Origin of the sequence: Thioalkalivibrio sp. ALE19 (assembly GCF_000428605.1) — a bacterium.
Lineage (GTDB): Bacteria > Pseudomonadota > Gammaproteobacteria > Ectothiorhodospirales > Ectothiorhodospiraceae > Thioalkalivibrio.
The window spans coordinates 62,620-88,847 of sequence record NZ_KE386771.1 but is presented as its reverse complement, the minus strand read 5'-3'; the positions used below and the strand labels follow the sequence as shown (position 1 = coordinate 88,847).

23 protein-coding genes are annotated in these 26,228 nt (G+C 62.1%); 15 read left to right on the top strand and 8 right to left on the bottom strand.

Annotated features, from left to right (window positions below):
* The 7 genes from F787_RS0115355 to F787_RS0115325 form a co-directional block, all read right to left on the bottom strand.
* Nucleotides 1-2,585, bottom strand: a 2,585-nt coding sequence (locus F787_RS0115355; protein WP_028492769.1) for an ESPR-type extended signal peptide-containing protein, incomplete at its 3' end; no start/stop codon positions are given.
* 30 nt (nt 2,586-2,615) lie between these two features.
* Nucleotides 2,616-4,055 (bottom strand): hypothetical protein, encoded by a 1,440-nt coding sequence (locus tag F787_RS0115350; RefSeq protein ID WP_028492768.1) that lies wholly within the window; start codon nt 4,053-4,055, stop codon nt 2,616-2,618.
* Between the two features lie 29 nt (nt 4,056-4,084).
* Nucleotides 4,085-6,223: a hypothetical protein gene (locus tag F787_RS0115345; protein ID WP_028492767.1), complete on the bottom strand. Its 2,139-nt coding sequence runs from the start codon at nt 6,221-6,223 to the stop codon at nt 4,085-4,087.
* Nucleotides 6,224-6,259: 36 nt separating this feature from the next.
* Complete coding sequence (locus tag F787_RS16985; RefSeq protein WP_019023011.1) at nt 6,260-6,409, bottom strand: hypothetical protein; 150 nt, start codon at nt 6,407-6,409, stop codon at nt 6,260-6,262.
* A gap of 11 nt (nt 6,410-6,420) precedes the next feature.
* Nucleotides 6,421-7,875, bottom strand: coding sequence for a hypothetical protein (locus F787_RS16260; protein ID WP_051246264.1), 1,455 nt, complete (start codon nt 7,873-7,875; stop codon nt 6,421-6,423).
* Nucleotides 7,876-7,995: 120 nt separating this feature from the next.
* On the bottom strand, nt 7,996-8,211 hold the full coding sequence (locus tag F787_RS0115330; protein WP_028492766.1) for a carbon storage regulator: 216 nt from the start codon (nt 8,209-8,211) through the stop codon (nt 7,996-7,998).
* 139 nt (nt 8,212-8,350) lie between these two features.
* Nucleotides 8,351-9,163 carry a hypothetical protein gene (locus F787_RS0115325; protein ID WP_028492765.1) on the bottom strand — a complete coding sequence of 271 codons (813 nt, stop codon included), beginning with the start codon at nt 9,161-9,163 and terminating at the stop codon, nt 8,351-8,353.
* A gap of 395 nt (nt 9,164-9,558) precedes the next feature.
* Between F787_RS0115325 and F787_RS0115320 the strand changes: the two genes are divergently transcribed.
* Genes F787_RS0115320 through F787_RS0115310 form a run of 3 tightly spaced genes read left to right on the top strand, consistent with a single transcriptional unit; the run spans nt 9,559 to nt 12,434 of the window.
* Nucleotides 9,559-10,356, top strand: a complete 798-nt coding sequence (locus F787_RS0115320; protein WP_028492764.1) for an EAL domain-containing protein — start codon at nt 9,559-9,561, stop codon at nt 10,354-10,356.
* A complete protein-coding gene (locus tag F787_RS0115315) occupies nt 10,316-10,633 on the top strand; it encodes a hypothetical protein (protein WP_155989671.1) in 318 nt (105 codons plus the stop codon). The genes F787_RS0115320 and F787_RS0115315 overlap by 41 nt, the downstream gene beginning before the upstream one ends.
* Nucleotides 10,620-12,434 (top strand): ATP-dependent helicase, encoded by a 1,815-nt coding sequence (locus F787_RS0115310; protein WP_042806115.1) that lies wholly within the window; start codon nt 10,620-10,622, stop codon nt 12,432-12,434. Before F787_RS0115315 ends, F787_RS0115310 begins: the two co-directional genes overlap by 14 nt.
* Before the next feature lie 71 nt (nt 12,435-12,505).
* Here the strand turns inward: F787_RS0115310 and F787_RS16070 are convergent, their stop codons facing one another.
* A complete protein-coding gene (locus F787_RS16070; protein WP_051246262.1) occupies nt 12,506-13,561 on the bottom strand; it encodes a hypothetical protein in 1,056 nt (351 codons plus the stop codon).
* A 479-nt stretch (nt 13,562-14,040) separates the two neighbouring features.
* Between F787_RS16070 and F787_RS0115300 the strand changes: the two genes are divergently transcribed.
* The 12 genes from F787_RS0115300 to F787_RS0115245 all read left to right on the top strand — a co-directional run bounded on the left by F787_RS0115300 (nt 14,041) and on the right by F787_RS0115245 (nt 25,870).
* Nucleotides 14,041-14,394, top strand: a complete 354-nt coding sequence (locus F787_RS0115300; protein ID WP_028492761.1) for a hypothetical protein — start codon at nt 14,041-14,043, stop codon at nt 14,392-14,394.
* A gap of 203 nt (nt 14,395-14,597) precedes the next feature.
* Nucleotides 14,598-15,464: a hypothetical protein gene (locus F787_RS0115295; RefSeq protein ID WP_028492760.1), complete on the top strand. Its 867-nt coding sequence runs from the start codon at nt 14,598-14,600 to the stop codon at nt 15,462-15,464.
* A gap of 1 nt (nt 15,465) precedes the next feature.
* Nucleotides 15,466-16,353, top strand: coding sequence for a PD-(D/E)XK nuclease family protein (locus F787_RS0115290; protein WP_028492759.1), 888 nt, complete (start codon nt 15,466-15,468; stop codon nt 16,351-16,353).
* Nucleotides 16,354-16,432: 79 nt separating this feature from the next.
* Entirely contained in the window at nt 16,433-16,810 is a 378-nt protein-coding gene (locus tag F787_RS16065; RefSeq protein ID WP_019023053.1) for a hypothetical protein, read from the top strand.
* Nucleotides 16,811-16,896: 86 nt separating this feature from the next.
* Entirely contained in the window at nt 16,897-17,838 is a 942-nt protein-coding gene (locus tag F787_RS0115280; RefSeq protein ID WP_019023054.1) for an AAA family ATPase, read from the top strand.
* On the top strand, nt 17,831-18,496 hold the full coding sequence (locus tag F787_RS0115275) for a hypothetical protein (RefSeq protein WP_028492758.1): 666 nt from the start codon (nt 17,831-17,833) through the stop codon (nt 18,494-18,496). Before F787_RS0115280 ends, F787_RS0115275 begins: the two co-directional genes overlap by 8 nt.
* A gap of 79 nt (nt 18,497-18,575) precedes the next feature.
* The gene (locus F787_RS16060) at nt 18,576-19,598 is read left to right on the top strand and encodes a DUF3150 domain-containing protein (RefSeq protein ID WP_051246259.1); all 1,023 of its coding nucleotides are present in this window, start codon (nt 18,576-18,578) and stop codon (nt 19,596-19,598) included.
* Nucleotides 19,599-19,691: 93 nt separating this feature from the next.
* Nucleotides 19,692-21,719, top strand: a complete 2,028-nt coding sequence (locus F787_RS0115265; protein WP_196801950.1) for a VWA domain-containing protein — start codon at nt 19,692-19,694, stop codon at nt 21,717-21,719.
* An 80-nt stretch (nt 21,720-21,799) separates the two neighbouring features.
* Nucleotides 21,800-22,990, top strand: coding sequence for a toprim domain-containing protein (locus F787_RS0115260; RefSeq protein ID WP_019023064.1), 1,191 nt, complete (start codon nt 21,800-21,802; stop codon nt 22,988-22,990).
* A gap of 149 nt (nt 22,991-23,139) precedes the next feature.
* A complete protein-coding gene (locus F787_RS16980) occupies nt 23,140-23,964 on the top strand; it encodes a hypothetical protein (protein ID WP_196801949.1) in 825 nt (274 codons plus the stop codon).
* Nucleotides 23,964-24,803 carry a ParA family protein gene (locus tag F787_RS16055; RefSeq protein WP_051246253.1) on the top strand — a complete coding sequence of 280 codons (840 nt, stop codon included), beginning with the start codon at nt 23,964-23,966 and terminating at the stop codon, nt 24,801-24,803. The genes F787_RS16980 and F787_RS16055 overlap by 1 nt, the downstream gene beginning before the upstream one ends.
* The gene (locus tag F787_RS0115245) at nt 24,800-25,870 is read left to right on the top strand and encodes a ParB/RepB/Spo0J family partition protein (RefSeq protein WP_028492755.1); all 1,071 of its coding nucleotides are present in this window, start codon (nt 24,800-24,802) and stop codon (nt 25,868-25,870) included. The genes F787_RS16055 and F787_RS0115245 overlap by 4 nt, the downstream gene beginning before the upstream one ends.
* The last annotated feature ends 358 nt before the right edge of the window (nt 25,871-26,228 follow it).

Sequence of the window (26,228 nt, the reverse complement as noted above, 5' to 3'; positions counted from 1 at the left end):
GGCTCCGGCTCGGGCTCCGGCTCGGGCTCCGGCTCGGGCTCCGGCTCGGGCTCCGGCTCGGGCTCCGGCTCGGGCTCCGGCTCGGGCTCCGGCTCTGGTTCGGGCTCCGGCGAGTTGGGCCAGACAGTACGGATCGTCCGATTGTCCTCTTCGGGCGGGTCATTTGGCCCCGCGGGGATCCTCACGGTGCCGCCTTCTTCGGGCTCAAACAGCCGACCATCAACATCCTGAGCGTTGTAGTCATCATCGTACCGAACCAGTTCATCGTCTCCTATTTCATGCACGGGGGCGCCATTGATCATCGTCTCTTCGTGATTTTCGTCGATGATCCAGGGGTCCCCTTCATTGAACTCGTCCGGTTGAGTTCCAAGGTAAGTCCGCTTGCCAGCGTGGAGTGTCAGTACCCCGTCGTCTCCCGTATCGACGGTTGAAGCATCGCGAAGAACGAGGCGGCCGTCCTCTTCGATATCAGCCTCGATAGTGATGTCTCCGCCCGCAGGTTCGCCGAGTGCCGATGCGTTGTTTCCGTTCCCATTGGACTCATCCAGAGTAAGGCTCGAATCCTCGATGATGATGTCCCGGGAAATATCCCCCGCCGAAGCCGGTAAGGGATTCGACCCCATCATTGCCGATTCCATCACCGGGCCACCTTCACGTCCGCGTGTCTCCATGAAAATAGAGAAAGCGGCCTCGACTTCGGATTCGCGCAGATAGAGGTCTTTCCCGTATGCAGCCAGTGATGTCATTCCTTTAGATTCGATGGAGCTTCCTTCGATCGAAACCTCGCCGAGGTCACTCCACGTTTGGGGGGAATCCGTCCATCCGACAACCTCTACAGAGTTGCTGGCGGTAATATCGGAGTTGGAGATGTCGACGCCCCCACCGAATATCTCGACAGAGTCGGCCTCTTGAATGGAGCTACCATGGATAGAAACCTCGGTTTCAAGAGGCTCATTCGGGAAGACGGTCTCGTTATCCGTGACGGTGATATTGCCGGACGCCCGAAGGTCGGAGTCTTCAATATTGACCTCGCGACCGAAGATCACGTCGTCGAAGTCATTGCTTGAGATCATGAGACTGGGGAAGGCATCACCTTCTTGCACGACTTCCCATTCGACGTTGTCGAAGGAAACCGATCCTTGTTCATTGACCGCCGTAGATTCACCGGTCGACTCGATGTCCGTGTCGCGAATATTCAATTCATGCAGAAAAGTGGAGTCGCCAACATCGTTCAACCGAATCTCGACTCGCGAGCCTTCGCCTTGAGCGAGGATCTCGGTGCCCTCGATTTCGAGGTCGGCACCGGGCCAGTTGACAACCCAGTCCCCGACGTTGTCCTCCCAATCCGAATCGGGTATGTTCAGGTAAACGCTGACGTCAGCGTCCTCTGTAATGAGGTTGGTATCCTGAATGGATGTAAAACCTCCAAACCACAGTGACGCACTGGTGAAAGAATCACCTTCCGATTCGGACGAGTCGTGCTTCGCGCGGCCGATAAACTCGCTACCTTGATCGATATCGCCAATCATCACGAAACCATCATCGTGATCGGTCCGGTAGACCACGTCCATGTTTACGGACTCGTTATTCCAGACATGGACCATCATGGGTGGACCACTGTTATCGCCCGGCCCAGAATCAGCGAGAGTTTCGACAGAAATATCACGCTCTCCCTTGGCTTCGATCGTCAGGGTCTGATCCGTGCCCTCCGCCATATCCACGTCATCGATTTCGGGTGCGACGAAGTGAACGCCCTGGTCGTCGTATTCATCGCCGGAGATGCCAACGTGGACGTCGGGCGCATTGTCGTCCGAGTCCAGTTGTCCGGTATGGCCCGTCATAAACGGAAGGGTTGTTGCGATATCGCGGTTCTCCGTGAGATCGGGGAGCGTTTCGTTGAACTCCGCAGCCACCTCCAGTTCCGGGGTTTCATCCAGTTCATCGAGGCCTTCGATGGTCACATCCGAGTCTACGGTGATGGGTGCGTCATTCAGGGTCGCATCGAGCGTCCCGTCCTCGATCTCGTGGTCCGCGGCCAGCCCGACGAAGTTGCTGGGCAGCACGGCGGAGCCGCCGATGTTGATCCCGTTGGGGTTGATCAGGGCCACCGGGGCAGCGGTCAGGTTTTCGATGGCTCCGTCGATCTGGGAGAGCGCCCCGGCCTCGTCGATGTTGACCCAGACGCCGGCATCGGCGCCGACGCCATCGGCGTTGAAGCGAACGGTGTTGTCTTCGCCGATGTTGAAGCCGCCTTCCCAGTCGATGGTCACGGCGCCATCCTGACCCAGCGCCTCGCCGCCGAGTTCATCGGCGAAGACATCAAGCACGGAGCTATCGACTTCGATGGTGCCGTCCGACCCGTTGATGAACACGCCGTCCGCGGGGAGATCCGCCTGGGCGGTCCCGCTGAGGGCGAGAAGCACACCCACCGCGAGAGGGCTCCACCGGAGCGTCGGACGATCCCCCTGGGTACCAACGGAGGAACCGTTTACTCGCCCGCCGGACTTCGTCCGCCGGGCCAGTTCCGACACCGCCATCCAGGTCCCGGTGTGTTCGTTGAAGATCGTCTTGAAAATGCGGTTCATGGGGATACTCCTTGCTCCCTGAGCGGTTGGTTACCAGCGCGCGATCAGATGAAAGTTCGCGCGGCCTGTGCCCTCGTCGGTTTCGATGTTGCGGTCGTTGGTGACCCACGCGTAGCCGAGTTCGCCGGAGACGTGATCGGTCAGGCGAATGTTCAGGCCGGCCTCGACGCTCTGGATCGACTTGCGATCGCCGACTTCGGGGCGTCCGGTCGATGCGTTGTAGCCCACGAACGGCCGGGCCTGGAACGTATCGCCACCCAGACGGGGAGACGCCATGCGGAAACCGGCGTATTGCCCGTCGGTTACCGAGGCGACGCCCTGGCGGTAGCCGTTGCCGCGATGCTGACCGCCGATGGTGAAGTCCCGAATGTTGGGGAGGGTGCCGTTGTTTTCCTGAAATCCGGCACGCAGGGAGAACAGCCATTCGTTGAGCCGCTGGGCGAGTTCGACGTCACCGGTCAATCGGGTCCAGCTGTTGTCGGGATCGCGTCCGAGGCCGAAACCGCTGGTTCGGGTGTCGAGGCCCTGTTCGAGACTGGCATTCCAGACCAGGGACAACGGAGCATCCGCTGGGGTATCGATGGAATGCCGCATTTCCATACCGGCTTCGAGCGAAGTGGTCCTCTGTTCGCCATCGAGTTCCACCAGACCGATATTGGAAACCTGACGGAACGTGTTGATCTGGGCATAGGGCTCCCAGTTGCCCTTCGGCAGACGGTAGCCCAGCGAGCCCCGATACACCTCGGAGTTCAGGTCGAACAGCGTGAGGTCCCCGCCCTGCTTCGATTCCGAGTAACCGAGTTCCGCCCAGAAAACGCCAACGGGGGTGGGATGCTCGCCCTTCAGGGAGATCGCGTCGTAACGACCGTCCTCCGCGTCGCTGGGCGTCAGGAATTCCAGCCCTCGCGAATAGGATCCGCTCCAGTTGGTGTTCAGTGCGGACTGCTGGAACAGTACGGTGGCGACGTTTTCGCCCGTATGGCGCCCGCCGTAGCTGGAAACCATCGCGCCGATGAAGTCACGGTCGGTCTCCTCCACCTCGGCTCGAACCGGGATCTCGCCGTCTTCAACCGCGCCATAATCGATGGACGGTTCGCCTCCGCGGGCTCGGGCCGCTTCATCCATCAGGGGCAGATTCCCCTCCGTTCGGGAAAGGTCCTCACCGAGATAGGCCTTGAGCGGACCTTCCGCGACATGATCGGCCTCGAGGATGTGGATCTGCCGCGCGTCGGCGTCCGCATCCGCGTAGAGATGGGGGTAACCCTCTTCCTGGAGCTGCTCCAGAATGCGGGTGAGTTCTTCTCTCGGATCGGCTTCATCGATGGATCGTGGGTAGTCGCCCAGTTCCATGTGATCCGGGTAATCCACCGACCAGCTGATCTCGTCGGCAACGGCCGGCGAAAGCCCAAGGGACAGGCCGAGTACAACAGCCAGCGGAGTGCGTTTCCATTGGTTCGGGTTTAGGTTCATGTGAACTCCTTTTCGCTTTGGTATTTCGGTTAAACCTTGGGGGCTTTGGCTCCGGGGAGATGCGTGCCGACGTAGCCGACCAGGATCCGGTCTTCGTCGGTGTCGTATTCGAAGTAGAGACGGTGGCTGTAATCCACGCTGAGGTGCGCGAACATTTCCCGAACCTGCTCACCGTCGCTGAAGCGTCGGTGTTTGCGATATTTCTCGTGGTTGCGCACCGTCTCGGATTCGTTGAAGGCGAGATCCCCGGGGAGAGACTGGATGACATCGTGATGCCGGACGCCCGGCGTTCGCATCAGGTCCAGACCTCGGGTGATCAATGGGTGCAGCTTGTTGATCAGGGTTCTTCCCTCAAGTCCCTCCGCGCGTTCCCGGGCGCTTTCCAGTCCGCCATCGAGGACCCGAAGACGATCCGGGTACAGGGCCTGCAGGAATTCGAGCGCCTGGATGGCGCGGCCATGCTCGACCCAGTGCTCGAACGCGGACTGGAGGGTGCCGGGGTCGGTCGTCTCCTGCCCCTGGTTGTCCAGCCGACTCCGAAGGGACAGGTTTTCGGACTCCAGACGGGCGACCCTTTGGCGGGCTTCTTCGAGTTCCTGCATCACGAGGGTCAGGTCCTGTTCGTTTGCCCCGCCCTGCCCGTTCGATTGGGACCCGCTGGCGGCGTCGGCTCCGTTCGCCGCCTCGCCTCCCGGGAGAGCCTTCCCTTCCGAGGCGGTTGCCGCATCCACGCGCCCGTCGTGGAGTGGATTGGGGGGCAGCACCCCGGGGTCGGCCAGGAAATCGCTCCAGCGTTCGACGAAGGCATTGATGGAGGCGTCCACCTCTTCCATCCGCTGCATGCGCTGTTTCCAGGGGCCGTCGAACGCTTCGGCTTCCGCGATTTCCTCGTGCATCGAATCGAGTTCGCTGAGGAACTGTGAGACCTGACCATGGAACTCCATCAGTGCGCTTCGGTGCGATTCGATCGTTTCCCGGTCATGCCGGTTGGCATCGAGGCGGCTGACCCGCATGCGCCAGGATTCATGCAAGCCCTGCACGGACTGGATCGAAACGCGGTCCGTGATTTCCGAGAGTTGCTGGTGGAGTGTTTCCCAGCCGGGCGCTGGCGGTTCCTGCGTGATGTATTCCATCCACTCGATGGCTTCCTCCTGCTGGTGGATGGCAATCCTCTCCACGTTCAACAGCGCATCGTGGAGGTAGGTGCGCAGCGTATCGGCATCGGCCATGGGCTCGGCCACCAGACGCTGGATCTGCAGATGAAACATCGGGACCGGGACGGGCACATCCATGGCCTTCGCCATGGGCAGCATTCGGTCGCGCAGGGAGGCGCCTTGCTCCTCGCCGTACCAGTGTTCCAGCAGTTCCGGCACGGCCCGGATGGCGGTCATCAGGAAGGTGCCGGAATGGAGGATGCTTCCCACGGCGTACACCGCCAGCGCCAGCTGTTCACGTTCGGCTTCGGTCAGGCTGTCCCAGTGCGTGAGATCCGAGGGGATGGTCTGGGCCTGGTGAAGCGTGCGTAGATCGGGCGTCGAAGTGACCAGCGCGGGTTGCGATTCTTCAAGACGAGCGGACAGATGCCGGGCGAACAACGCCGTACTGTAGATCGGTAGCAGGTGATCGAACGATGGAATCCGCAGGCGGTGATCGAATTCGCGCGGTTCCGGCGCCGCGCCGGATACGCGATCCGAGGGGCGGGCCTGAACCCATTTTCGGATCCAGCGGTATTCAAGGATCGGGGGCGGTGTTCCCCCTTCCGGGGTTTCGGCATAAAGGCGCCGGAGTTCATCCCGGCCGACTTTGACCCCATAGACCGATGACAGGGTGGCATCGGTATGTTTGGTGGGATTGAAGGATCGGGGGAACGGGCTGCCGCTGACCCGGTTGAGGATGCGCCGGAGTTCATTGTTCCCCACACTTTCGCGCAGGCGGCGAATCAATCGGTCGGCATCCTTCCCCAGCATCTGTGCCAGCTTGCGGCCGCGCCCTTGCGCCGAGATGGGGTGTGTGCCGAAAGCCCGTGGCATTTCCGGCAGCTCCGTCAGCAGCACATCCTCGACCCATGAGGGCACGAATTCGACACCCGGCTTCTGGAGATCGCCGGGTGTCGGTGCGCTTTCGGTGTGTATGGTGTCGCTGGAGGCATCCTGCGGATTCGAGAGCATGAACAGTTCCCTTGTTCGCCCGTTGGTGTGTCGGGGTCAGTGGCTGGAGGTATCGTCCATTGGCTGCGTTCGGCACGCGCGCACGGCGAACAGGCGCTGCAGGCGATCCTGCACCCAGAGCCCCGCGCGGCGGCCGAAGATGTGGCCGGCGATGTAGGTCGTGACGAAGATGACCAGGCAGATCATGTCCGCGGCCTTTACCGGCCGAGCCGGGCGTCGATGGCCCGGAGTTCAGCCCGAATGCGCTCTTTCTCTTCCTGGCGTTCGGATTCGGACATCTGGCGGGGGTGCGCCGCCCGTTCGCCGCCCCGGGCCGCCATGAAGTCCGCGCGATCCTCGGACGGACGCAGCGTTCCGGTCTCGCCGATTTCCATCGCCAGTTCTTCCGGATCCTGAGAAGGTACCGGCTGGACGTTGATGATCGGGTCATGGGCATCGACCCCGTCGATCGGTCGACTCTGGCCCTCGGCCACGGTCTCGGGCGGGGCCTGTTTCGTCAGCGAGGCCCAGCTGCCGGCGCGCACCTCTTCAATCCCGGGAAGCTCGATCATCGTTCCCAGCATCAGATCGTCGGGGTTGCCGTCACGGAAAGCATGCGGGTTGTGCCGCACGATGGCCGCCGCGATGTCGTAGAGATTGGCCGTCTCCGGGTCGTAGTGTTCCTGGGCGATGTCCAGCACGGTGTCACCGCGGTCGATGGGTCCGTAGGTCAACAGGCCATCCGGGTCCGGCGATTCACGGTTCGGGTCATGGATCGCAGATTCGGGCGTGGCAACATTGCGGTCCACCCGGCCGGTGGGGACCGGCTCCGGGATCGGCTCGATGGGGTCGGCCTGCTGCACGGCCGCCTCCGCCAGCTTGCGGACCTCGATGGGCTGACAGGTCATGTTGCCATCCACCCGCTCGCACTCCATGTACATTTCCCCGGACGGTGCGGCGTGCGTCAGTCGTTCACCGGCATCGGGGGCCACGGGCTCGAACTGGACCCTTTCGGGGCCGTAAGGCACGGGCGGCGTGTCGGTGGGCTCCTGCTGGGGCGTCGGCGCGTGCGGCGGCTTCGGTTCACCGGGACCATGCGGATGCGGCTGGGGCAGGGTGTGCCCGGGGCCGTCCCGGCGTGGCGCGGTGCGCGGGTCCGGGGCATCGGGACGCGGCTGGGCGCTCTCCGGCCGGCCGCGCTGATGCGGCGGAATGACCGGTTCCGGTGCCGAGGCCGTCATGTCCGGGGCCTCGCCCGCGGACCCCTTCGGCGGGTGGCGGTCCTGACCGTCAGGGTCCACGGGCAGCGGGGCCGGCGTCGCCACGGTTTCCCCGGCGTCATCCTGTTCGGCATCGAGATCCAGATCGTGTTCGTCCGCCAGCTCGCCCAGCGGGACGTGATCCTTTTCGCCTTCCGGGATCGGGTCGTAGCCCAGGGTGTCGCGGATGCGCGCGCGTTCGCCGGGGGATAGATCCTCGACCGCCATTGTCGCGTCCATCACTACATGGCGTTCGCTTTGCTCGAGCAGGCTTTGCTGGCGTTCGTCGTGGCCGACGGCGTAGCCGGCGGAGAACGCGAACATGATGCTCAGGGAAATGGTGGTGAGCTGGAACGGCAGGGTGCCGGCCATCTCGCGCAGGTTCATGCGTTGGGGATGCGGGTTGTGCTCCATGGCGTTCAGTCCTTTGCTTGCCTCGCCCCGATCCGGCGGGTCGAGTTATCCACATTTTCTGTGGAAAACCGGGGGTCAAACCCCGGGTTTTCCAGTTGAGCCAGTCACTTAGGTCACTGGTTAATTTTTGCTCACTTCGGTCCGGCGCTGTTCGGCGATTTCGTCGCGCGGGATCTCCACTTCGTCGCCGGCTTCGAACCGCAGACGCGCCTGGCGGCCGTTGGTGGACACCAGTGTAACGTGAATGAGGGTATCACCAACCCAGAGCTGGACGCCTTCGCCTTCGCGACGGCCCAGCACCAGGCCGCTCGGCTTGGAATCGTTGGGATAAGACAAAACATGACCTCCAGGTGTCATCGTAAGGACGCGCCCGCGCGGTCCGCTGGTGTTCACTGTTCATTTTACGGTTACGTCCGAACCCCCCGCAATCATCCGGGCACCCACAGGCGCAAAAAACCGGATGATCTTCACCGATTCACGCCTGCGGCCGGCCGATATGAATGGGCGTATGCGGGATGGCCGGTTCCGGGGCGATGGACCGATCGCTGCGTGGAGCGTGCGGACGGTCCTGACGTTCTTTCGGGCCCCGGTATTCCGGTGGCGCCTCGCCCGGTTCCATCGGAAACAGGAACGGGGAATGCGCGGGTTTCGCGCGCCGGGTCCCGTCCGGCCACACCAGGTTCGCCCGCAGGTGACGTTCCGGCGGGTAGGCCTGATACAGCGCGTAGGGTTTCAGCGCCGCCAGCTGTTCCAGTGCGAATTCCCGATCCTGCTCGTCCTGGAAGGTGGCCTCGATGATTTCGCGGGCCTGGTCCATGGACAGTTTGCGGATGGAGCGATGGGATCGTGCCCAGGTAAAACCGACCCGTCGCGGTTTTTCATCGAGCACCAGCACATGGCGGTAGGTCTGGCGCAGGCTGACCCGCACCTCCCCCGCTTCGCGCAGGATGTCCATAGCCCGGCTGCGCGCCCCGTGGTTGCCGTAATGCGGGCGCAGGTCGAGGACGTGCTGTTCCAGCCGGTCCTTGAGCGCGTTGATCTCCCGGCCCAGTTCCACGGCGGATTCGCTTACCCCGATCAGTCCGGTCAGCGTCTGGGTCAGGCTGTCTTCCCCGAACGTCACCGAGGTCGTCATCGAGGCCAGCGCCTCCAGGTTCATGTCATCCGCGGACCAGTAAAAACGCTCTTTGGCATCCCGCTGGATCGCCACGCGCAGCCGGGCCCGCAGACGCAAAAGACCCGCAAAGTCCGTCGCCAGTTTTTCTTCAATTCGGGCGGTTTCCGTCATCCCGCACCTCCATCGCCATGTCCCTGATCGGACCCGATAATTATACCATAGTTCACAGTTCCCCCGGGACGCCAGAACCCCACCCCGGGTGGCCCCTTCCGGGCGCGCCTTTCTTTCCTTTTCTTTTCTCACCTTTCCTATCACTTCCTGTGACGGGGCGGTGCGGGTCATCCCCTCAAGAAAGGGAGAAAAAGGGAGGGAAAGGAGGGGCGTTCGGGCGAAGCAAAAGCGGTTCGGCAAGGGAGGATGGGGCCACAACGAACTATGGTATAATTTGAGTGTTGAATTCGGGGTGGTATGGCGCGCGGCCGATCAGGGGTGGTAAGGTTTCTTCTGCTCCAATCGGGTGCGCGGACAAGCCGCAGGCCCTGGAAAGCCGAAAAGGAATTCGCGCGATGGCGGTGATTGACGGTCTCGGAAAACACTTCGTGATGTTTCAGCCGGTGGTGGGACTGCCGGCGAAAGAAGAACGGGTCGAATACTGGGAAATCCTCTCCCGGGCCACGACCCCGACCGGGGGGATGGTGGAGATGGCGGACCTGCTGGGAACGCCCCAGCGTATCCTTCAGGTCGATTGCGAAACCCTGCGCATCGCCATCCGACAGATCATGCAGGACGACAGCGACCAGCGGTACGGCGTCAACATCGGAGCCTCCACCCTGCTGAACCCGGAAGCCCGGGCCTACATCAACGACCTCGTCCGCTATCTGCCCCGACCCGAACGCCTGGTGGTGGAGATCACCGAGGACTTCCCCCCGGAGCCCGATCACATCGGCGCCATCATCCACGAACTGGAACGCCTGCACCTGTTCGGCGTGCATATCGCGCTGGACGACTTCGGCACCGGCGGCGCCGGCCTGGCGATCTTCTCCCGCCTCCCCTTCGACTACGTGAAGTTCTCGCCGCAGATCCACATCGGCAACGATCGCGGCCGCGTGCTGGTGGATTCCGTGATCCAGTCCGCGGAAAAACTCCACCAGCAGGATCGGTTCTCGCTGGTCATCGAGGGCGTGGAAGATCCCGCGGTCCTGAGCCTGGCCGAAGACCTCGGCATCAACCACGCCCAGGGATTCCTGCTCGGCCACCCGGCCATCGAACCCCGAAAACCCCGCATCAACGAATACGACCACAACCCGACTTCAAGGACACGGAATGTCACCGAAGAAAACGCCTTTTTCCGAGACCTGGACTGATCCAGCGCTGGGACGGGACGCCCCGACCCGCCTGCGGCTCGCCAACCGGATCGTGCTGATCCTGGGGGTCGCCCTGACGGCGGCCGGATTCTCCATGGGCGGCGGTTCCGCCATCCTTTTCGGCGTGGCCGTCACCGGCCTGAGCCTGCTGATCGCGGTGGGCCTGGAGCTGCAGGTCGAACGCGCCCGCACGATGTACACGATCGCCCGCTACGTCGAATCGCTGGACGAGGAAATTCGGACGGACGGCCATCCGCAGAACCATGGACCTCGCTGATCTCAACGAAGAACAGCGCCAAGCGGTCGAGTCCGAGGGACATACCCTGGTCTCCGCCTGCCCGGGGTCCGGCAAGACCCGCGTCCTCATCACCCGGGCGGAGTACCTGATCCGTCAGGATCCGCAGAACCGGGTGATCGCGGTGACGTTCAACTCGGAAGCGGCCACGGAAATGCTCCAGCGGATGAATGCGCTCGGGCTGCCGCAGGAACAGCGCCGACGATTCGATGCCGGCACCTTCCATGCCCTCGCCCTGCGCCAGCTGAAGGAAGCCGGCCTCGTCCGCAAGAACAGCCTGCTCAACGCCGGCGAATGGATCGCGATCCTGAAAAGCGCCCTCGAACGGGCCTTGAACGACGGCGCGGACCTGGCGGACTACAGCTACGACGATCTCAGCCTGAAGATCCAGGGGCTCCAGGTCGAGGAAACCGAGCCCGCGCAGACCGGGCCGGACGATCCGATTCCCTACCTGTATCAGCTGTTCTCCCAGCAGAAAAAGCAAAGCGGGAAGATCGACTTCGCCGACCTGATCCGCATGGCCCTCAACGGCATGAAGGACGGGAGCATCGCGCCCCTCCCCTGCACGCATCTGCTGGCGGACGAGGCGCAGGACATGGACTGGCTGCAGCACGCATGGCTGCGGGCCATGATGCGAACATCGAAAAACCCGCAAGGCGCCTGGATTACGCTGGTCGGGGACGACGACCAGTCCATCTATGGCTGGCGCCACGCGCAGGGCTACGGCGGCATGAAACGGTTCGAGAACGTGGCCGAAGCCCAGCACGTCACCCTGCCGGTCAACTACCGCTGCGCCCCGGAAATCCTCGAGCACTGCCGGATGCTCATCCACAAAAACCCCGAGCGGGTCGAGAAATCAATCCGGGCCGCCCTGCCCCCGGGCGGGACGATCGAAATGATGGAACTGCCCAAGATGGGCGAGTACGAACTGATCGATCAGTGGCTGTTCAACTCGGACAAGGAAACCTCGATCGCCTTCATCACCCGCACGAACCAGCGCCTGAACGACATGCAACGACTGCTTCAGGAGACGGGGCATCCGTATATCCGCGTCGGGGGCGGCTCGTTCCTGGATGACGTGGACGTGGCCTCGGTTCACCGGCTGCTGCAGGCGCTGGCACTCGATCAGACCAAGCCGGCGGAAGCCCTCAAGCACATGCGTCAGGTGCTGACCTGGGGCGGCCTGCCCCACCGGCTGGTTCAGGAACACATCGCCAGCGCGACGCGGCCATCGGAACTGGTGGACATACTGCTGCAACAGGACATGCCGCCGGGGATGCACATGCCCTGGTCGCTGCTGGAAAAGCTGCAGAAGCTGTTCCAGCAAGCCCCGGCGCAACTGAGCAAGAACCGGAACTCACTGGCGATCCATCTGGCCGCCTCGATCGCGCAACCTCACGCACACGACAAGAAGCAGGGCGGCAAAAGGATCGAGTCACTGGCTCGGATCCTGGAGAAGACCGAAACCCGGAGTCGATTGATTACACGGCTGAACCGCCTGGAGATGCAGCTGCGCAACAAGGACGACAGCCCGCCGAACAAGGACAACCCGCCGCGGGTGACGCTGCTGACCGCGCACGCCAGCAAGGGCCGGGAGTTTGATCGGGTACTGATCGGCGGAGCGACCAACGAGGCGTTCCCGAACAAGGATTCCCCGATCGAGGAAGAACGGCGGCTCATGTATGTCGCCATGACCCGGGCCCGGGAACACCTGGTGGTCAGCGCGGATCCGGAAAAACCCTTCAGCCCGTTCATCGCCGAATCCGGCCTGGTCGCTCAGTAACATCCACCCCGAAAAAGAAAAGGGCCAGCGTGGAAGCCGGCCCGGTCGGGGTTGCTGCGATTGCGTCGGCGTCAGGTCGAGGTGGTTGAGCTGGCGGTGTCCGCCGGGGCGTCCGACGAAGGTGCGGGAGCGGTTTCGGCCGATGCTTCTTCCTCGGACGATTCGCCGTCGGCTGGCGGGGCCGTCGAGGCCTGACCGTTACCTTTCCCGTTGCCCTTCGCCGGTTTTTCCTCCGAGGCCGGTTCTTCCGGCGCCGCTTCCGCGTTCCCCCGGGAAGCCGAATCGGAATCGGACGCGTTCTTCGCTTGTCCGTTGCCTTTGCCCTGCCCCTTTTGCCCTTTTTGGCTGCGTTCCTGCAGCTGGGCGCGGGTCCACCCCCAGATGCTGCCGGAATCCACCAGCGGGTTGATGTTGCGTTCGCGGGCCCGATCCGACATCCGTTCGATGGCCCGGTAGAACTTCTCGAGCGCCCGCTTGTAACGGTAATACTCGGAAGCATGGTGCTTGTCGGAGATCAGGCCGTGCAGCCACGCCGCCGCGCGCATGGCCTCGTACCGATCGATGTCCACGATGATTTCCAGAAGCTGCTTGCCCCGGGGCGACTGGATGGACCCGTGGAAGTTCTGCGCATCGGCGTACAGGGAGTCGAAATCGAAACCGACCGACTCCAGCTGTTGTTCCACCTTGGCGATGCGCTCCGCCAGCAGTTCCGGGTTCAGGGTCTTTTTCATGTGGGTGTCGATCAGTTCCTGGAGGCTTTCGATGCGTTCCTCCGGAGTCGAATACTTCAGCCGCTTGGCGGTGAAGTGATAGAGATACCCCACCTTGGTTTCAAAAGGGTCGAGGATGTTGGTGGCCGCATCCATCCCCATGTTCGACGCCATCGGCGCCTGAATGGGCGTGCGCATGGTGGTCACGCCGCGGTCGGGGAACACGGCGGGTTGCGGCCGGTTGCGACGCCGGGAGTTCGGGGCGCCTTTTTTCGGGGGCGGTCCCGATTTGGCGGCTCCGTTGTTGCCCTTGCCCTTGGCTTCGCTTTTCGTTTCCTTGGGCTGGCTCTCGTTCGTGGGTTCCGGAGCCGGCGTTTCGGTCGCTTCCTGCGGATTCGAATTCGTTTCTTCCGTCATAGTCGATCACCGGGCACGCATCCGGCCGGGGCCGGATCGTGGTGGGACCGTTGAACATCCTCATTCAACCCTGCTGCCCGTTCCTTTTGCGCGCGATGGGGTCCCACCCATGGGTCGTGCTCCCATGGTAGGCCACCGCGCGCGCGAAAAAAAGACAGGGGGAAGGGTTTCGTTTCGCGCCCGCGAAACGGACCGCTTTGACATGGATTCCCGCTTGTGGTCCCATCAGGGGTAACACCGTTCCTCCTGGTTGAAGGAGGCAGTTCGGGGTTCTGCAAAAACCTTTCGATCGCCAATCCGCTCCTGCGCGACGGATTCGCGATCGAACCGGTGGACATCGTCCGCCAGGGAACGCACCTGCGTTCCGAAGTTCGGTCTCGACGCATCCCCTGCGTCGAGGTTCCACACGGGGTCAGCATCTTCCCCGTGTGGGGGAGTTTCGTGCTGGCCTCCTCGTTCAATTTTTCTGGAGGTGCAAAATGCACGAAACGATGGAAGCCTATAATTTCTGGTACACCCTAAGCTTTTTCATCATTATGGCGTTGGTGTTGGGGATTCTCTCCCAACCCATTGAGATGGGTAAGTCTTTCTTGGCCATAATCATGGCCATTTTTACTGTGGCCATGGCTCTAGTGAGCCTGACCTTTGCAGCCCTTCTGATGCCGTTCCGGGCTCTGGAATGGCTGGGGCGAAAAAAGAAAAAGGCCGGCGCCAGCAAGCCGGAACCGACGAAGTATGTCTTCGTCGGTTCCGGCGTTCGCGAGCTGGAGCACAAAAAGCCGCGCCTCGTGAACGGCGAGGCGCGTCGTTTGGAGAAAAAAGGGGAGGATTAGCCTCCCCCGGAATGCACCCCCCACCGGGTGCATTCTTCCATCGCCACCACCACGGCTGGCGGCGGAAGAATGCACCGGGCAAAAAAGAGGTACGGGCCCTCTATAAATAGTCCGGCGTGCCCTTTCGGCACATTTCACCCACTCGGGGATTCACGTTTCCCCGAGGGGGCGCGTGGATCTCCGATTCTTGAAGGAGAGTCGCTATGAAGCACGCGTCCAGTGATGTCATCCCGCTGCGGGATGACCACAACGACCGGGACTTCTTTTACAAGAAGGTCTCGGCGCGTCTCCCGGAGTTCTGGGAGAAATACCCGCCCCAGGCGTACAGCCTGACCACCGAGGTCAAACAAGACCCGGTGGGTGAGCCGGGCTTCGCAATGGTCGAAGCTCGGCTTGTGTCCGTCGACGGGCGGGTGATTGCGAACGGCTATGCCCGTTCGCCGCTGTCGATCCATAAGGATCTGGAAGCTCTCGAGACCTCCGCGGTTCAGCGTGTGCTGGCCCGGCTGGGCTTCGGGGGCGAGGTCCTGGACGACGACGAAGCCCGCGATCAGTCCAAACAGGGGCTGTCGCAGGCAACGGGGGGTGTGGCGCCGGATGCTGGCGGCAACTCTACCCCGAAGGAGGCAGAACCTGCCCCGGTTCAGTCGGCCCCGCAAGCCGGCAAGCCACCGAAGGAACCCATGGCGGTCTTCCCGGAAGACGATGGGGAAACGGATACCGTTGAGGAAACCGAAGAGGCCGAGGAATCGGCCTTTGCGGAGAACGAATCGGTGGAAGTGTACCCCGTCACGTCGCAGCCCGAATCCGATTCGGGTGAAGACGCCGGAGAAGCCGCCGCCGAGTCCGCCCCCGTGGCGGAAACGGATGGGGAACCGGAGACGGTTGAGCCCACTGCGGATTCCGAACCCCTTCCCTCGTCCGAGATGGACGAGAAGGAGGCCCGGAAGCTCGAGCGGCTGGTGGCACAGCTTCACCAGGTCGCCCGACAGGCCGGCAAGGAGCCGCCCGAGGTGAGCACGATCCAGGAGGCACGGGACGCCATCCGCCAGCTTCACAAGGAGCGGTGAGATGGTGATCCGGCCGACCAGCGCGCTCACGTTCGAGACCTGCCCCCGGATGTACTACTACCGGGAGGTGGCTCAACTGCAGGCCGAGACGGCGAGCGTCAACCTGAAGTTCGGAGGCTCCGTCCATAAGACGGTGACCGACTGGCTGACGGAAAGCGCACGCCGGGGCGTGTTCGATCCGGCGGACGGGGATACCCTCGTCCACCGGTTCCGCAAGGACTGGTCGCACATCACCCGGAACCAGGCGCTGGAATACTCCAGCACCATGGGGCCGGATATGGTCCCGAAGGTGGGTGAGCGGCTGGTCAAGCAGTTTGCGGAGCAATGGCCGCACTGGGGGCTGGGCATCATCCTGGACCATCAGGGCGAACCCATGGTCGAACGCCGGCTGAAGGCCGACATCGGAGGCGGGCTCATTCTGAGTTCGCAGCCGGATACGTTGGTCATGAGCCGGCAGCGCCAGGTCTTCCCCCTGGACTTCAAGACCGCCGCTTCTCCGTGTGAGGAGTGGTTCCCCGATGTGAGCGATCAGCTCACGGCCCAGCAGATCGTCCTGGACGCCCATGCCGAAGAACTCGGCACCGGGTTGGTCGATGAGGTGGCATTCGGGGAGTTGATCAAGAAGGCCATTCCGAAGACCGAAGGCCCGGGAAAGGGACCGCAGGTTCTCGCCCCGAAGAAGGCCCCCCGGCGGGATCGCCGGAAGGTCCGCGAGTATGTGGAGAAGATCCACTGGATCGCGGAGGACATCGCGGCCGAGCGTTTCCCCGCCCGGCCCGGTTCCGCCTTCAACTCCCCGTGCAAGATGTGCGACTACCGCCGTCTGTGCCACCACGACGATGACACCGGCCTGGTCCGGAAATCGTTCGCGGCGCAGAAAGCGGCCTGATCGCCTCTTGCCTTCATTCACCCCGACGGGTTCACCACACCCGTCGGGGTGTGGTGGGCCCTTTTGAAAGGAGGTCCACATGAAGTGTGAGAACTTCGAGCAACTCGAGCTAACGCTCGAGTTCCTGAAAAAAAAGGGTCGACCCAAGGGGGCGTCGGCCGAGCCCAATCACAATGACGAAGTCTGGACGGATGACGACATCCGGCTCGTCATGCAGGGCTTGCTGGAGGAGACCTACAAGGTCTCCAACCCCGAAAGGAGCAGGAAGGAACGGGAAACGATTCTTCGGTGGGTCGAAAAACCCATTGAGCCGGAAGGCAATCGTTGGCCGTTTTCCTTCCAGTCCTGTTGCGAGTTCCTGGGGCTCGACCCCGAAACGATGCAGCAGGGCATCCTGGAAGTCGCCGCCCCCGCAGCGGGAAGCGACAAAAATGAGGAACAGGCCAGCGTCGCCTGATCCCCTTTCATCCCCGACCGGGGCACCACGATTCCCCGGTTCGGGGGAGTGGTGCCCCTTTTTTTATAATCTTAGGAGGCATCACCATGTCGAAGCAGAACATTTCGGCCCGCGAGCTTTTCAAAAACGATCAGATCCCGGAACAGATCACCGTTCCGGTGAATGAAAACCCCGGGCCGATGGTCCCGCCCGTCGACGAGGACTACGAGTTCTCGACTTCCCTTCTCCGGGTGCTGCTGCCGTGGATCATGGCCGCCAGCGCCGAGTGGCCCCTGTGGCTGGTCGGAGAAAAAGGAGTTGGGAAGTCCTCCCTTCCCCGGCAGATCGCAGCCCGGTTGGGCATCCCGGTCTACTCCATGTCCGGCAACGGACGGATGGAGCTGGACGAGCTCTTCGGCTCCAAGGACCTCATCGACGGGGACACCCTCTTTTCGTACGGGCCTCTCGCGGAGGCCTATAAGTACGGTGGATGGTTCATCCTCGACGAAGCGGACCTGATCGAGCCGGACATCCTGACCGGCCTGAACGGCGTGATGGAGCATCAGGCCATCACGCTGCCGAATGGGGAGGTGATCCAGCCTAACCCGGATTTCAAGTTCATTCTCACCACCAACACCAATGGCGGTGGCGATGAGTCCGGGAACTATGCCGGGGCCAAGATCCAGAACGCCGCGTTTCGTGAGCGTCCCTGGATGGTCCAGGTGGATCACGCGCCGCGGCATGTGGAGGAGAAGATCCTTCGCAAGCGGTTCCCCGACCTGCCCGACGAGACCCTGGACAAGGTTCTCAACGTGGCAGAACGCGTCCGGGAACAGGCGGCATCGGACGGCGCCTCTCCTCTGGAGACGTCGATGTCCACCCGCGTTCTGAAGAAGTGGGTGGAAGCGATGCAGCTTCTGGCCGGGGTCGTCAACGAGGGCAAGAGCCCGGCGCTGTATGCGCTGGACATTTGCCTGGGGAACGGGTGTCAGCCCGAAACCCGGCAGGCCCTGCGGGACATCGCCAAGATGGAGTTGGGCGATGACTAGGCTCGGTGAATGCGGGCTCCGCGCCCTGATCCACCGGGACGACCCGAGCCGGGGCATCCTCTGGATGTACCACGGCGAATCCGGATCGTTTTACCGGGCGGAAGGGAAGGCCACCATGACCCGCCCGCGGGTTCAGGTCTTTCCTGAAAACACCCTGTCTCCGGACAGGGTGGCCCGGGATCTGGAGGAAGCCAGAGGTCGGGGGTTTCAGGACGATGGTGCGTACCAGGCCGAGCGGATGATCCCCAAGATCCTCTCCGCCGGTTCCTGGCCGGATTTCGATCAACGGGTTTCCCAGATCGATGTCCAGCTCACCCCGTCCATGTTGGAGCCGATGGAAACCCTGGGTGCGTTCATCCGGGGTTACGGTGACAACGACACCCTGATCTTCCACATCCAGCATCAAATCGGCCAGCACTGGTTAAAACGGCATATCCATTCCGTGGAAGCCAATACCACCAGTGTCACGGTCGACCCCGCCCGAACATTCGGGATGGGGGTCATGGCCTGGCTGTATTTCCGGGGTGGCATCGAGGGGCAATCCCCGTTCCCGCCCCGGGATACCCCCGGGTTCCGGATCTACCCGGAACTGGAAGACATCGGGAAATGGCCTGCCGCATCGGAAGCGATGCAGCAGAGCGCAGCCCCGATCTTCTGAACGTCGGCGACCCGCCGGTTTTTTTCTTAACCAACGGGTGCGCCGACGGGCGCACCCTCTTTCCCCTGGAGGAAATGTCATGCAGCAGCAAATGAGTGAGTGCGCCCTGGTGGCGTTGGAAGTTTCCATCCCCACCCCCGGCCGGAAGGCCTCCAAAGCCGACTTCAAGAAGGCGGCACCGGATTTGCCTCCCGAGGCAATTTCGACCATGGGTGCTTTCCGGATTTTCAACCCGAAAGCCATCGCTCCGCTCTACAACCTGAAAAGGGAAGCCGAGCGGGCGATCGCCAAGGTCGGCATTCGCTTCGGGAAGATGGGGCGTGTGATCGCGCCGGACGACATTGAAGCGGTGGAAGCCGAGCTCAACGACATCCGCGATCGTTTCTTCGCCAAGAAGGCGGAGATCATGGCCGATTTTGCCCATCAGCAAGAGGCATGGATCGAGCAGTTCCCCGAGTGGGAGGACGTCCTTCGTAAGAAGATGGGCTCCCCTGCCGAGATCGGTGACAAGATCGGATTCAGGTATCAGATGATGAAGATCCAGCCGGCGGGCACGGGGGATGCCGATACGGAGGAAACCATCACGGGCCTTTCCGGGCAGCTGCTCGAAGAGATCCATCAGGATGCTTCGGAGCTGATGGAGAACTCGTTCATCGGCCGTGAGCGGGTAACCCGCAAGGCGCTTCGGCCGATCAAGGAGATGCGGGAGAAGGTGAACCGCCTGATCTTCATTTCTCCGAAGGCGATGATCCTCCGGGACACCATCGACCGGGTGCTGAATGCCTGCCCGCCCCCGAGCGAAGGGCGGCTGACGGAGGAGCAGACCGACCGGATCCGTTCGGCTCTGCACCTCATCGCGGACAAGCCCGCGCTGACCACCCACATCGAACGTGTCTTCGAGGCGCGTCGTAACGGCACTGTCTCCGTGGAGGACGAGGAGGACTCGGACGAGGCCCCCTCCCCTGACGACGAGGCGGTGATTTCGGGTGAAAGCGCGGATCCCGTGGAGGAAGCCGATTCCGTGGAAATCACGGAGGAAGCCGATGACACGGCCGCGCCCAACCCGCCGGAGCCCGAGCGCCCGGCCGTCCCGATCTTCTGATCGGCATCTTCCCTCCGCCAAGGGAGTCTTCTTTCTGAACACGGGCACCCTGGCGGGGGTGCCCTTTTTTTGGAGGTTCCCATGCAAAAGGGCATGAATCAAAAGGCCGGGCGTTCCCGGCTCGAACGCAGCTTCCACATTACGGCGGAAGCTCTCGCAAACCGGTCGGGCATCCGAGTGACGCACGGCGGGAAAACCGCCTATGCCAAACCCGGCGGGCGGATCAATCTGCCCTCTCTGCCCATCGAGTCGCCGGAGGCGCACACCCTGGGGCTTGGGTATGTGTCCCACGAAATCGGTCACGTCAACGTGACGGATTTCGACGCCATCAGGAAGGTGAAGCGCCGGCCGTTCAAGAAGCGGCTCCTCAACATCCTTGAGGATCACCGCATCGAAGGATATGCCATCCGGACCTGGCCCGGCGCGTTTCGGGTGCTGCTGGACACTCGGGAAATCCTGCATCATCAGGGGAAACTCGGGGCGGCACATCCGGAGCACGGCATGGCCGGTGTTCTGCTGAATGCATCTCTGGCGATCCTGAACGCCCGTCTGTATCAGGACGGGAACAGTGATCTCCTGAAGGATGCGGCGAATGCCAGCGAGACCGTTCTTCTGCAGATGTTCCCTGAACAGGGGCCCGCTTGGCTGAACCTGCTCGGGGAAGCGGATTCGCTCCATTCGACCCACGAGGCCTTGGATCTGACGGAGCGCCTGTTCGACCTGGTCGCGCAGGAGAATCCGCAGCCGAAATCGAATGATGACGGCGATCTGAAGCCCTCCGACTCGGAGGGGTCGGAAGACGAATCCGAAGAAGACTCCACGGATCAATCCACCGGGGGCGACTCCGGGGATGACCCCGAGGATGAATCGGACAAGGACGACGGTGGGGGTAACGCCAGCGACGAGTCCGACGAGGATTCGGATGAAGGCTCCGAAGACGAGGCCAACGACGGCGCTGACGCCGGGGATGAATCCGAGGACGAATCGGACGAGAACGACGGTGGGGGTAACTCCAGCGACGAGTCCGACGAGGATCCGGAAGATGAATCCGGCGATGGCGGAAAAGGTGACGCCGACGACGATGCCGAGGAAGATTCGGAAGACAGTGCCGGTGGAGATAACGCCAGCGGCGAGTCGGAAGATGAATCCAGTGAGGATTCCGCCGGGGAAGATTCCGGGGATGAATCCGGCAACGAAACCCAGTCGCAATCCGGTAGCGATGAATCCGGCGATGGCGCCGGAGACATCCAGGATCAACTGGACGAAGAGGCCGAAGACCTCGACTCCTTCGATCTGGGCGATTCACTGGGGAAAAGCATCGAAGAGAAAAGCCACCGGGCCAACCCGGATCAGGTGCCCTCGGAGATGATGGCGGTACAACCGTCGGATAAGTCCAATCCGGAGACGTTGGCTGAGAACGCTCGAGCCGCCACCACCGCCCTGCGGATGAAGATGCGCACGCTGCTGGAAAGCGTGAACTTCGATCGCCGCAGCACACGGCGGAAAGGCCGCAAGATCCGTTCCCGTCATCTGGCCCGCGCGGGCATGAATGACGACCGGATCTTCGAAAAGCGGACCACGTCTTCCACCCCGAACACCGCGGTGGAAGTGCTGGTGGATCGGTCAGGTTCGATGATGGGTGAAACCATCGTTAAGGCCATGACATCGGCGTATGCGTTGCAGTCCGCCCTGGAAGAAACCAAGGGTGTGACGGCGCAGACCACCACGTTCCCCTATCCGTGGGGAGACGGTGTCGGGGTCATCGTGCCGTTCGGCAGTCGGGCCCGCCCGAATGTGTCGCGGTTCTGGCCCTATAGTGGAGGATCCACGCCGATGGGTAGCGCCATGCTGCGAAGCGGCATGAACCTCGTTCAGCGTTCGGAGCCCCGGAAGATCCTTCTGGTGCTCACCGATGGCGAACCGAATTGCACCCCGTCTGCGGAGCAAGCCATCGAAATGGCTCGTGAAGCAGGTATCGAGGTGTTTGGGATCGGCATCGGAGATGACGTGAACGTTGAGGAATTGTTCGGCGATCGCTGGGCCGCCCGGGTCCATGACCTGGGAGACCTGGCGCCGGAGATGTTCCGCATCCTCCGGAAGTCGTTGGCGCAAGCCGCATAGTCGCACCTGCCAGGGTGCTTTGTGATTCAACAGAGCACCCGCTGGCACGGGTGCTCCTTTTGAGCAGAAAGGAGGAAACCATGGAACGTCCGTACAGGATTAACGCCCAAAAGCTGAAAGAGGCGGCGGCTGGGTACTGGCCTGCGATTTTCGCGGACCTTGCCCCGCAGTTGCGTACGGCGGTGGAAAAATCGCAACAAAAACGCAACCCCCCGCATGTTCCCCGACCGGACCATGCCGGGGGAAAGGACGGTTTCCGGTTTCTCAAGGACTGGCAGGAAACCGGGGCGGCCGTGCTCAACCAGACACTGGACCAGCACGACGCGAAGCTCGCCAAGCAGGGCAGCCACGGGTATGTGCTGACCGGTGGATTGGACACGCTGATGTGGGTCAACCATTGGTCGTTTCCCGAAGCTCTCCAACAAGTCAATAAATGGCTTGGCGGATCGGAAGAGGAAACCGTCGAGGTCTCCGAAGCGCAAAAGAGGCGAAACGAGGAAATCGCTCGCCAGAAAGCCGAGGAGAAGCGTAAGCAGGACGAATACACCCAGAAACGCCTGAACGAACTGTGGGGGCAGAAGAGTATCGCCCTCACGGATCCGGGCGGTTCGGTGGGTATCGCCTACTTCCAGAACCGCGGCATCCATCTCCAGCAATGGCCGGATGTCTGCCGGGTCGTCCACGACCTGACCTACTACTGCGGTGAGAGGGAAGAGTTCACGGGGACCTACCCCGCGATCGTCTCTCTCTTCTGTCAGCATGACGGTCAGCCGGCCACGCTTCATCGGATCTTTCTCGAGCAGGACGGTTCCGACAAGGCGCCGGAACAGACCAGCAAAAAGCTGGCCTCCTATCCCTCGTGGAAAGACATCCGGGGTGGCGCTATCCCGCTGTTCGGGCCCCGTCCGGGCGATGGGGACCTGCATGTCGGCGAAGGCATCGAAACGATGCTGGCCGTGCGTATGGCGCTTCAGGAACTGGCGGTCACCTGGGCCGCCGGAACCGCCGGCTCGCTGGCAAGCTTCACGCCCCCTTCGTGGGTCAAGAGGCTTATCATCTGGGCGGATCTCGATCTATCCCAGACCGGCGAACGGGAAGCGGATACGCTGGCGCGGCGCATGGCGGAAATCGGTCTTCCGGTCTACGTCATCATTCCGGGGGATCAGCCTCCACCGGGCCAGAAAAGCTACGACTGGCTGGATGTGTTGCGTGATTATGGCCCCCAGGCCATCGCCTACGCGCACCAGCAGTTCGTGCCGGAACCCCGGTAACACACCAACCACGCCCCTCTTCGGATGACCGAAGGGGGGCTTTTTTTTGGGCGCGAAACACGGCAGAGTAGAAGGCGCGAAAAAAATCGCATAGGCCATCGCCGTGTTGCACAATGGAATGGCAACAAATGGCAGAAAGGAGTCCAGTAATGGCTGTAGCAGAGCAAGAGAAAGCACGGGGAGCGGAAGGCGCACAATCGAATCCGAATGCCTCGGGGTACACACGCCCCAACACCTTCGGTGAAATTCGGGATCAGCTTCGCAAGAAGGACATTCCGGCGCCGACCAATGACGTGATCCGGAAGGCGTTTGAAACGCACGGACGGGATCTCATCCTCCAGGCACTCGAGATTCTTTATACGAATCCTGACCGTGCGCCGGATGCGCGAAAATTCCTCGCGGAAAAACTGGCGGCCGGAGAGGAAGGCCCCTACGCGAACGGAGACGACTCAACCCCCGAGCCAGAAGGATCAAAGTCCGACCGGCAGACAGTGGATCGTGCTTCAGGCAAGCGCCCGCAGGATCAACTGTCGATTCACGTCTACGGTGGGAAAGGTGCCCTTTGCTTCGAAGAAAGCGAAACCCGAAAGTCCATCCCAACCGTGATGATCGATGGAGCGAAGGCCCTGGGCGAACGTAAATACGACTGGAGCAACAAAACGTCGGTTCAGATCACCGTGAAGGAGCTCCCCGAAGTCCTGGCGGTGTTCGCCGGGATTCTCCCCTCCTGCAAATTCGATTCGCACGGCGACAACAACGACCGTGGATACGAATTCGAGCGGCAGAACGGCGGGAAGATTTTCGGCAAGGTCTTCTCGAAAGGTGGCGTTGTCGCGGTGCCGATCCCGCCAGCCGAGGTGTTCTACGTAAGCCGTCTGCTCCTGATGCAGCTGCAGAAGGCACAGGCGGACGGGCTCGGAGCCAACGATATTCTGGCCCTGATGCGGACGACCTACAGCGCCATGAACAAGTAATGCACACGCTGAGCATCGCCAACCAGAAAGGCGGCGTCGGGAAGACGACCATCGCCACGAACCTCGCTCACCGGGCGCGTGAGCGAGGGTTTCGGGTGCTTCTGGTGGACATGGACCGTCAGGCGAGCCTCTCCATGTCCTGGGGCGTTTACGGCGACCAGTCTTCCCGAGATCCGGACGGACTTGGGCGGTCCGCCCTGCTCTTTCGGGAAATCCCCCCGGAAGGAAGGATTCAGCCGGCGCCGATCAATGCAAGCGACGGAGTGGATATCTTCCGGGCCACACCCGCGATCGCCGACCTTTCGGAAGCCAGCCGCTCCATGATGGAAGCGCCTCGGAATAACCTTTCCCGGTTTGAGGGCGATTACAACCTTTGCATCGTGGACACCCCGGGCGCCCTCGGCTTCAATCCACCCATGACCATCGGATCCCTGATTGCTTCGGATTCGGTGATCTGTCCGTTTTCCGTGGGATACTACGAAGCTCAGGCCCTGCAGGAGCTATGGGCGTACCTCCGGCGCATCCGTCGTCAGGGGTACAATCCGAATCTGAAGCTGTTGGGACTGTTGCCCAGCAAGATCAATATGCGCAGCCGCGAGGAAACCGCGGCGCTCACCCAGATTCGATTTGCTTTTGGCAACATCATCTTCAGTCATACCCTGACCGAACGCGCGGCCGTCAAACAGTCGATCATGAAGCGACTGTCGGTCTGGACGAAGCCGAATGGGAGCAGCCATCGCAAGGCCGCCCAGGAGTGGCGGGAGGCGATGGACGCCATTCTGGAACAGACGGTCGGAAACGGATTGCTTCTGGAGGATGCGAAGAGAGCGGCACCATGAACCCATCATCAACCTATGGAGACCTGATCGATATGCTGAACAGGGACGAACTGCACGACCTCAAGGAAGACTCGAGCGAGGGTCAGATGACGACGCTCCCGCTGTCGGAACTTCGCGAATCCCCGCAGGTGCGCAAGGAATTCGAGGACGACGAAAACGATCTGCGCAGCCTGGCGGACGATATCGCACAGCGTGGCCTCATCCAGCCCATTACGGTTCGGCCTCACCCTGACGGTGAAGGCTACGAGATCATTGCCGGCGGCCGCCGGTTCCGGGCAAGCCGGCTGGCGGAGCGTGAACGGGTACCAGTAATCATCCGGGATGTCGGGGACGAAGAAGCCCGCGAGATCCAGATGTCCGAGAACATCCACCGGAAGAACCTCACCCAGATCGAAGAGGCTCGCCATCTGAAGAAGGATCTCGATGATCTGGGCGGTGACCGGGACGCCCTCCTCCGGAAATACAATAAGAATGGCTCCTGGCTCACCAAGCGGCTTCAGCTACTGAGTCTCGGACCGAACGCCCAGCGCCTGCTGGACGAGGACATCACGGCTGACCTGGAGGTCATCATCGGCGTCCGAGGGATCGAGGAAAAAGCCCCCTCGATGGCCGAAGAGGTTGTTCACCAGATCGAGAATGCGGATCGCGAGACGAATCTGCGCAAGCTGGTGGCCGAGACGAAGAAGCAAGTCCCGAAGACCACCGGGAAGGCGCCCAAGAAGAAAAAGAACTTCAAGCCGAAGCCGGCGCGGATGCCAAACCCCACCCGCAAAACCCAGCCGATCCACACCTTCCACCAGCTCGTAGTGAACAAGAAACTGAGCGGGGAAGATGCACTGAGCCGCATGGACTTGGACGAACGGGAGGCTCTGCAAGAGACGCTCGATCACGTCTTTAACGAAGCAAAGGCGGCGGAAGACCCCGAGCAGCTTCTTATCGACAAGTTGCGGACCCATGAGATGGCCGGGGGTGGTGGCGTTCTCTCCTTGGCGCTTGTCCGAGGGATCGCCAGCAACGAGGATGCGACGCCGTTGGAAATCGTTCGGAAGATCCCCAAAGGCGGCTAACCGCTCTCAATTCGTTGCATCGCAAAGGCGCCCTTTTGGGCGCTTTTTTTATGCTCGCTCATCACGCTCAAGAAGCCTCCCGGGGGGCGCCAAAACCGATAGTATCGCCGCGTTTCGCGGGCGCGAAATGAACCTTCGCCGGATCCATTCAAGGCCGTTCGGGGCTTGTTTCGCGGGCGCGAAATGGACCCTCGCCGGGTCGATTCAAGGGTGGTTCGGGGCTCGTTTCGCGGGCGCGAAATGAACCCTCGCCGGGTCGATTCGAGGGTGGTTCGGGGCTCGTTTCGCGGGCGCGAAATGGGCGCTCCACGGGTCGAATTCAGGGGCCATCGGGGCGCGTTTCGCGGGCGCGAAATGG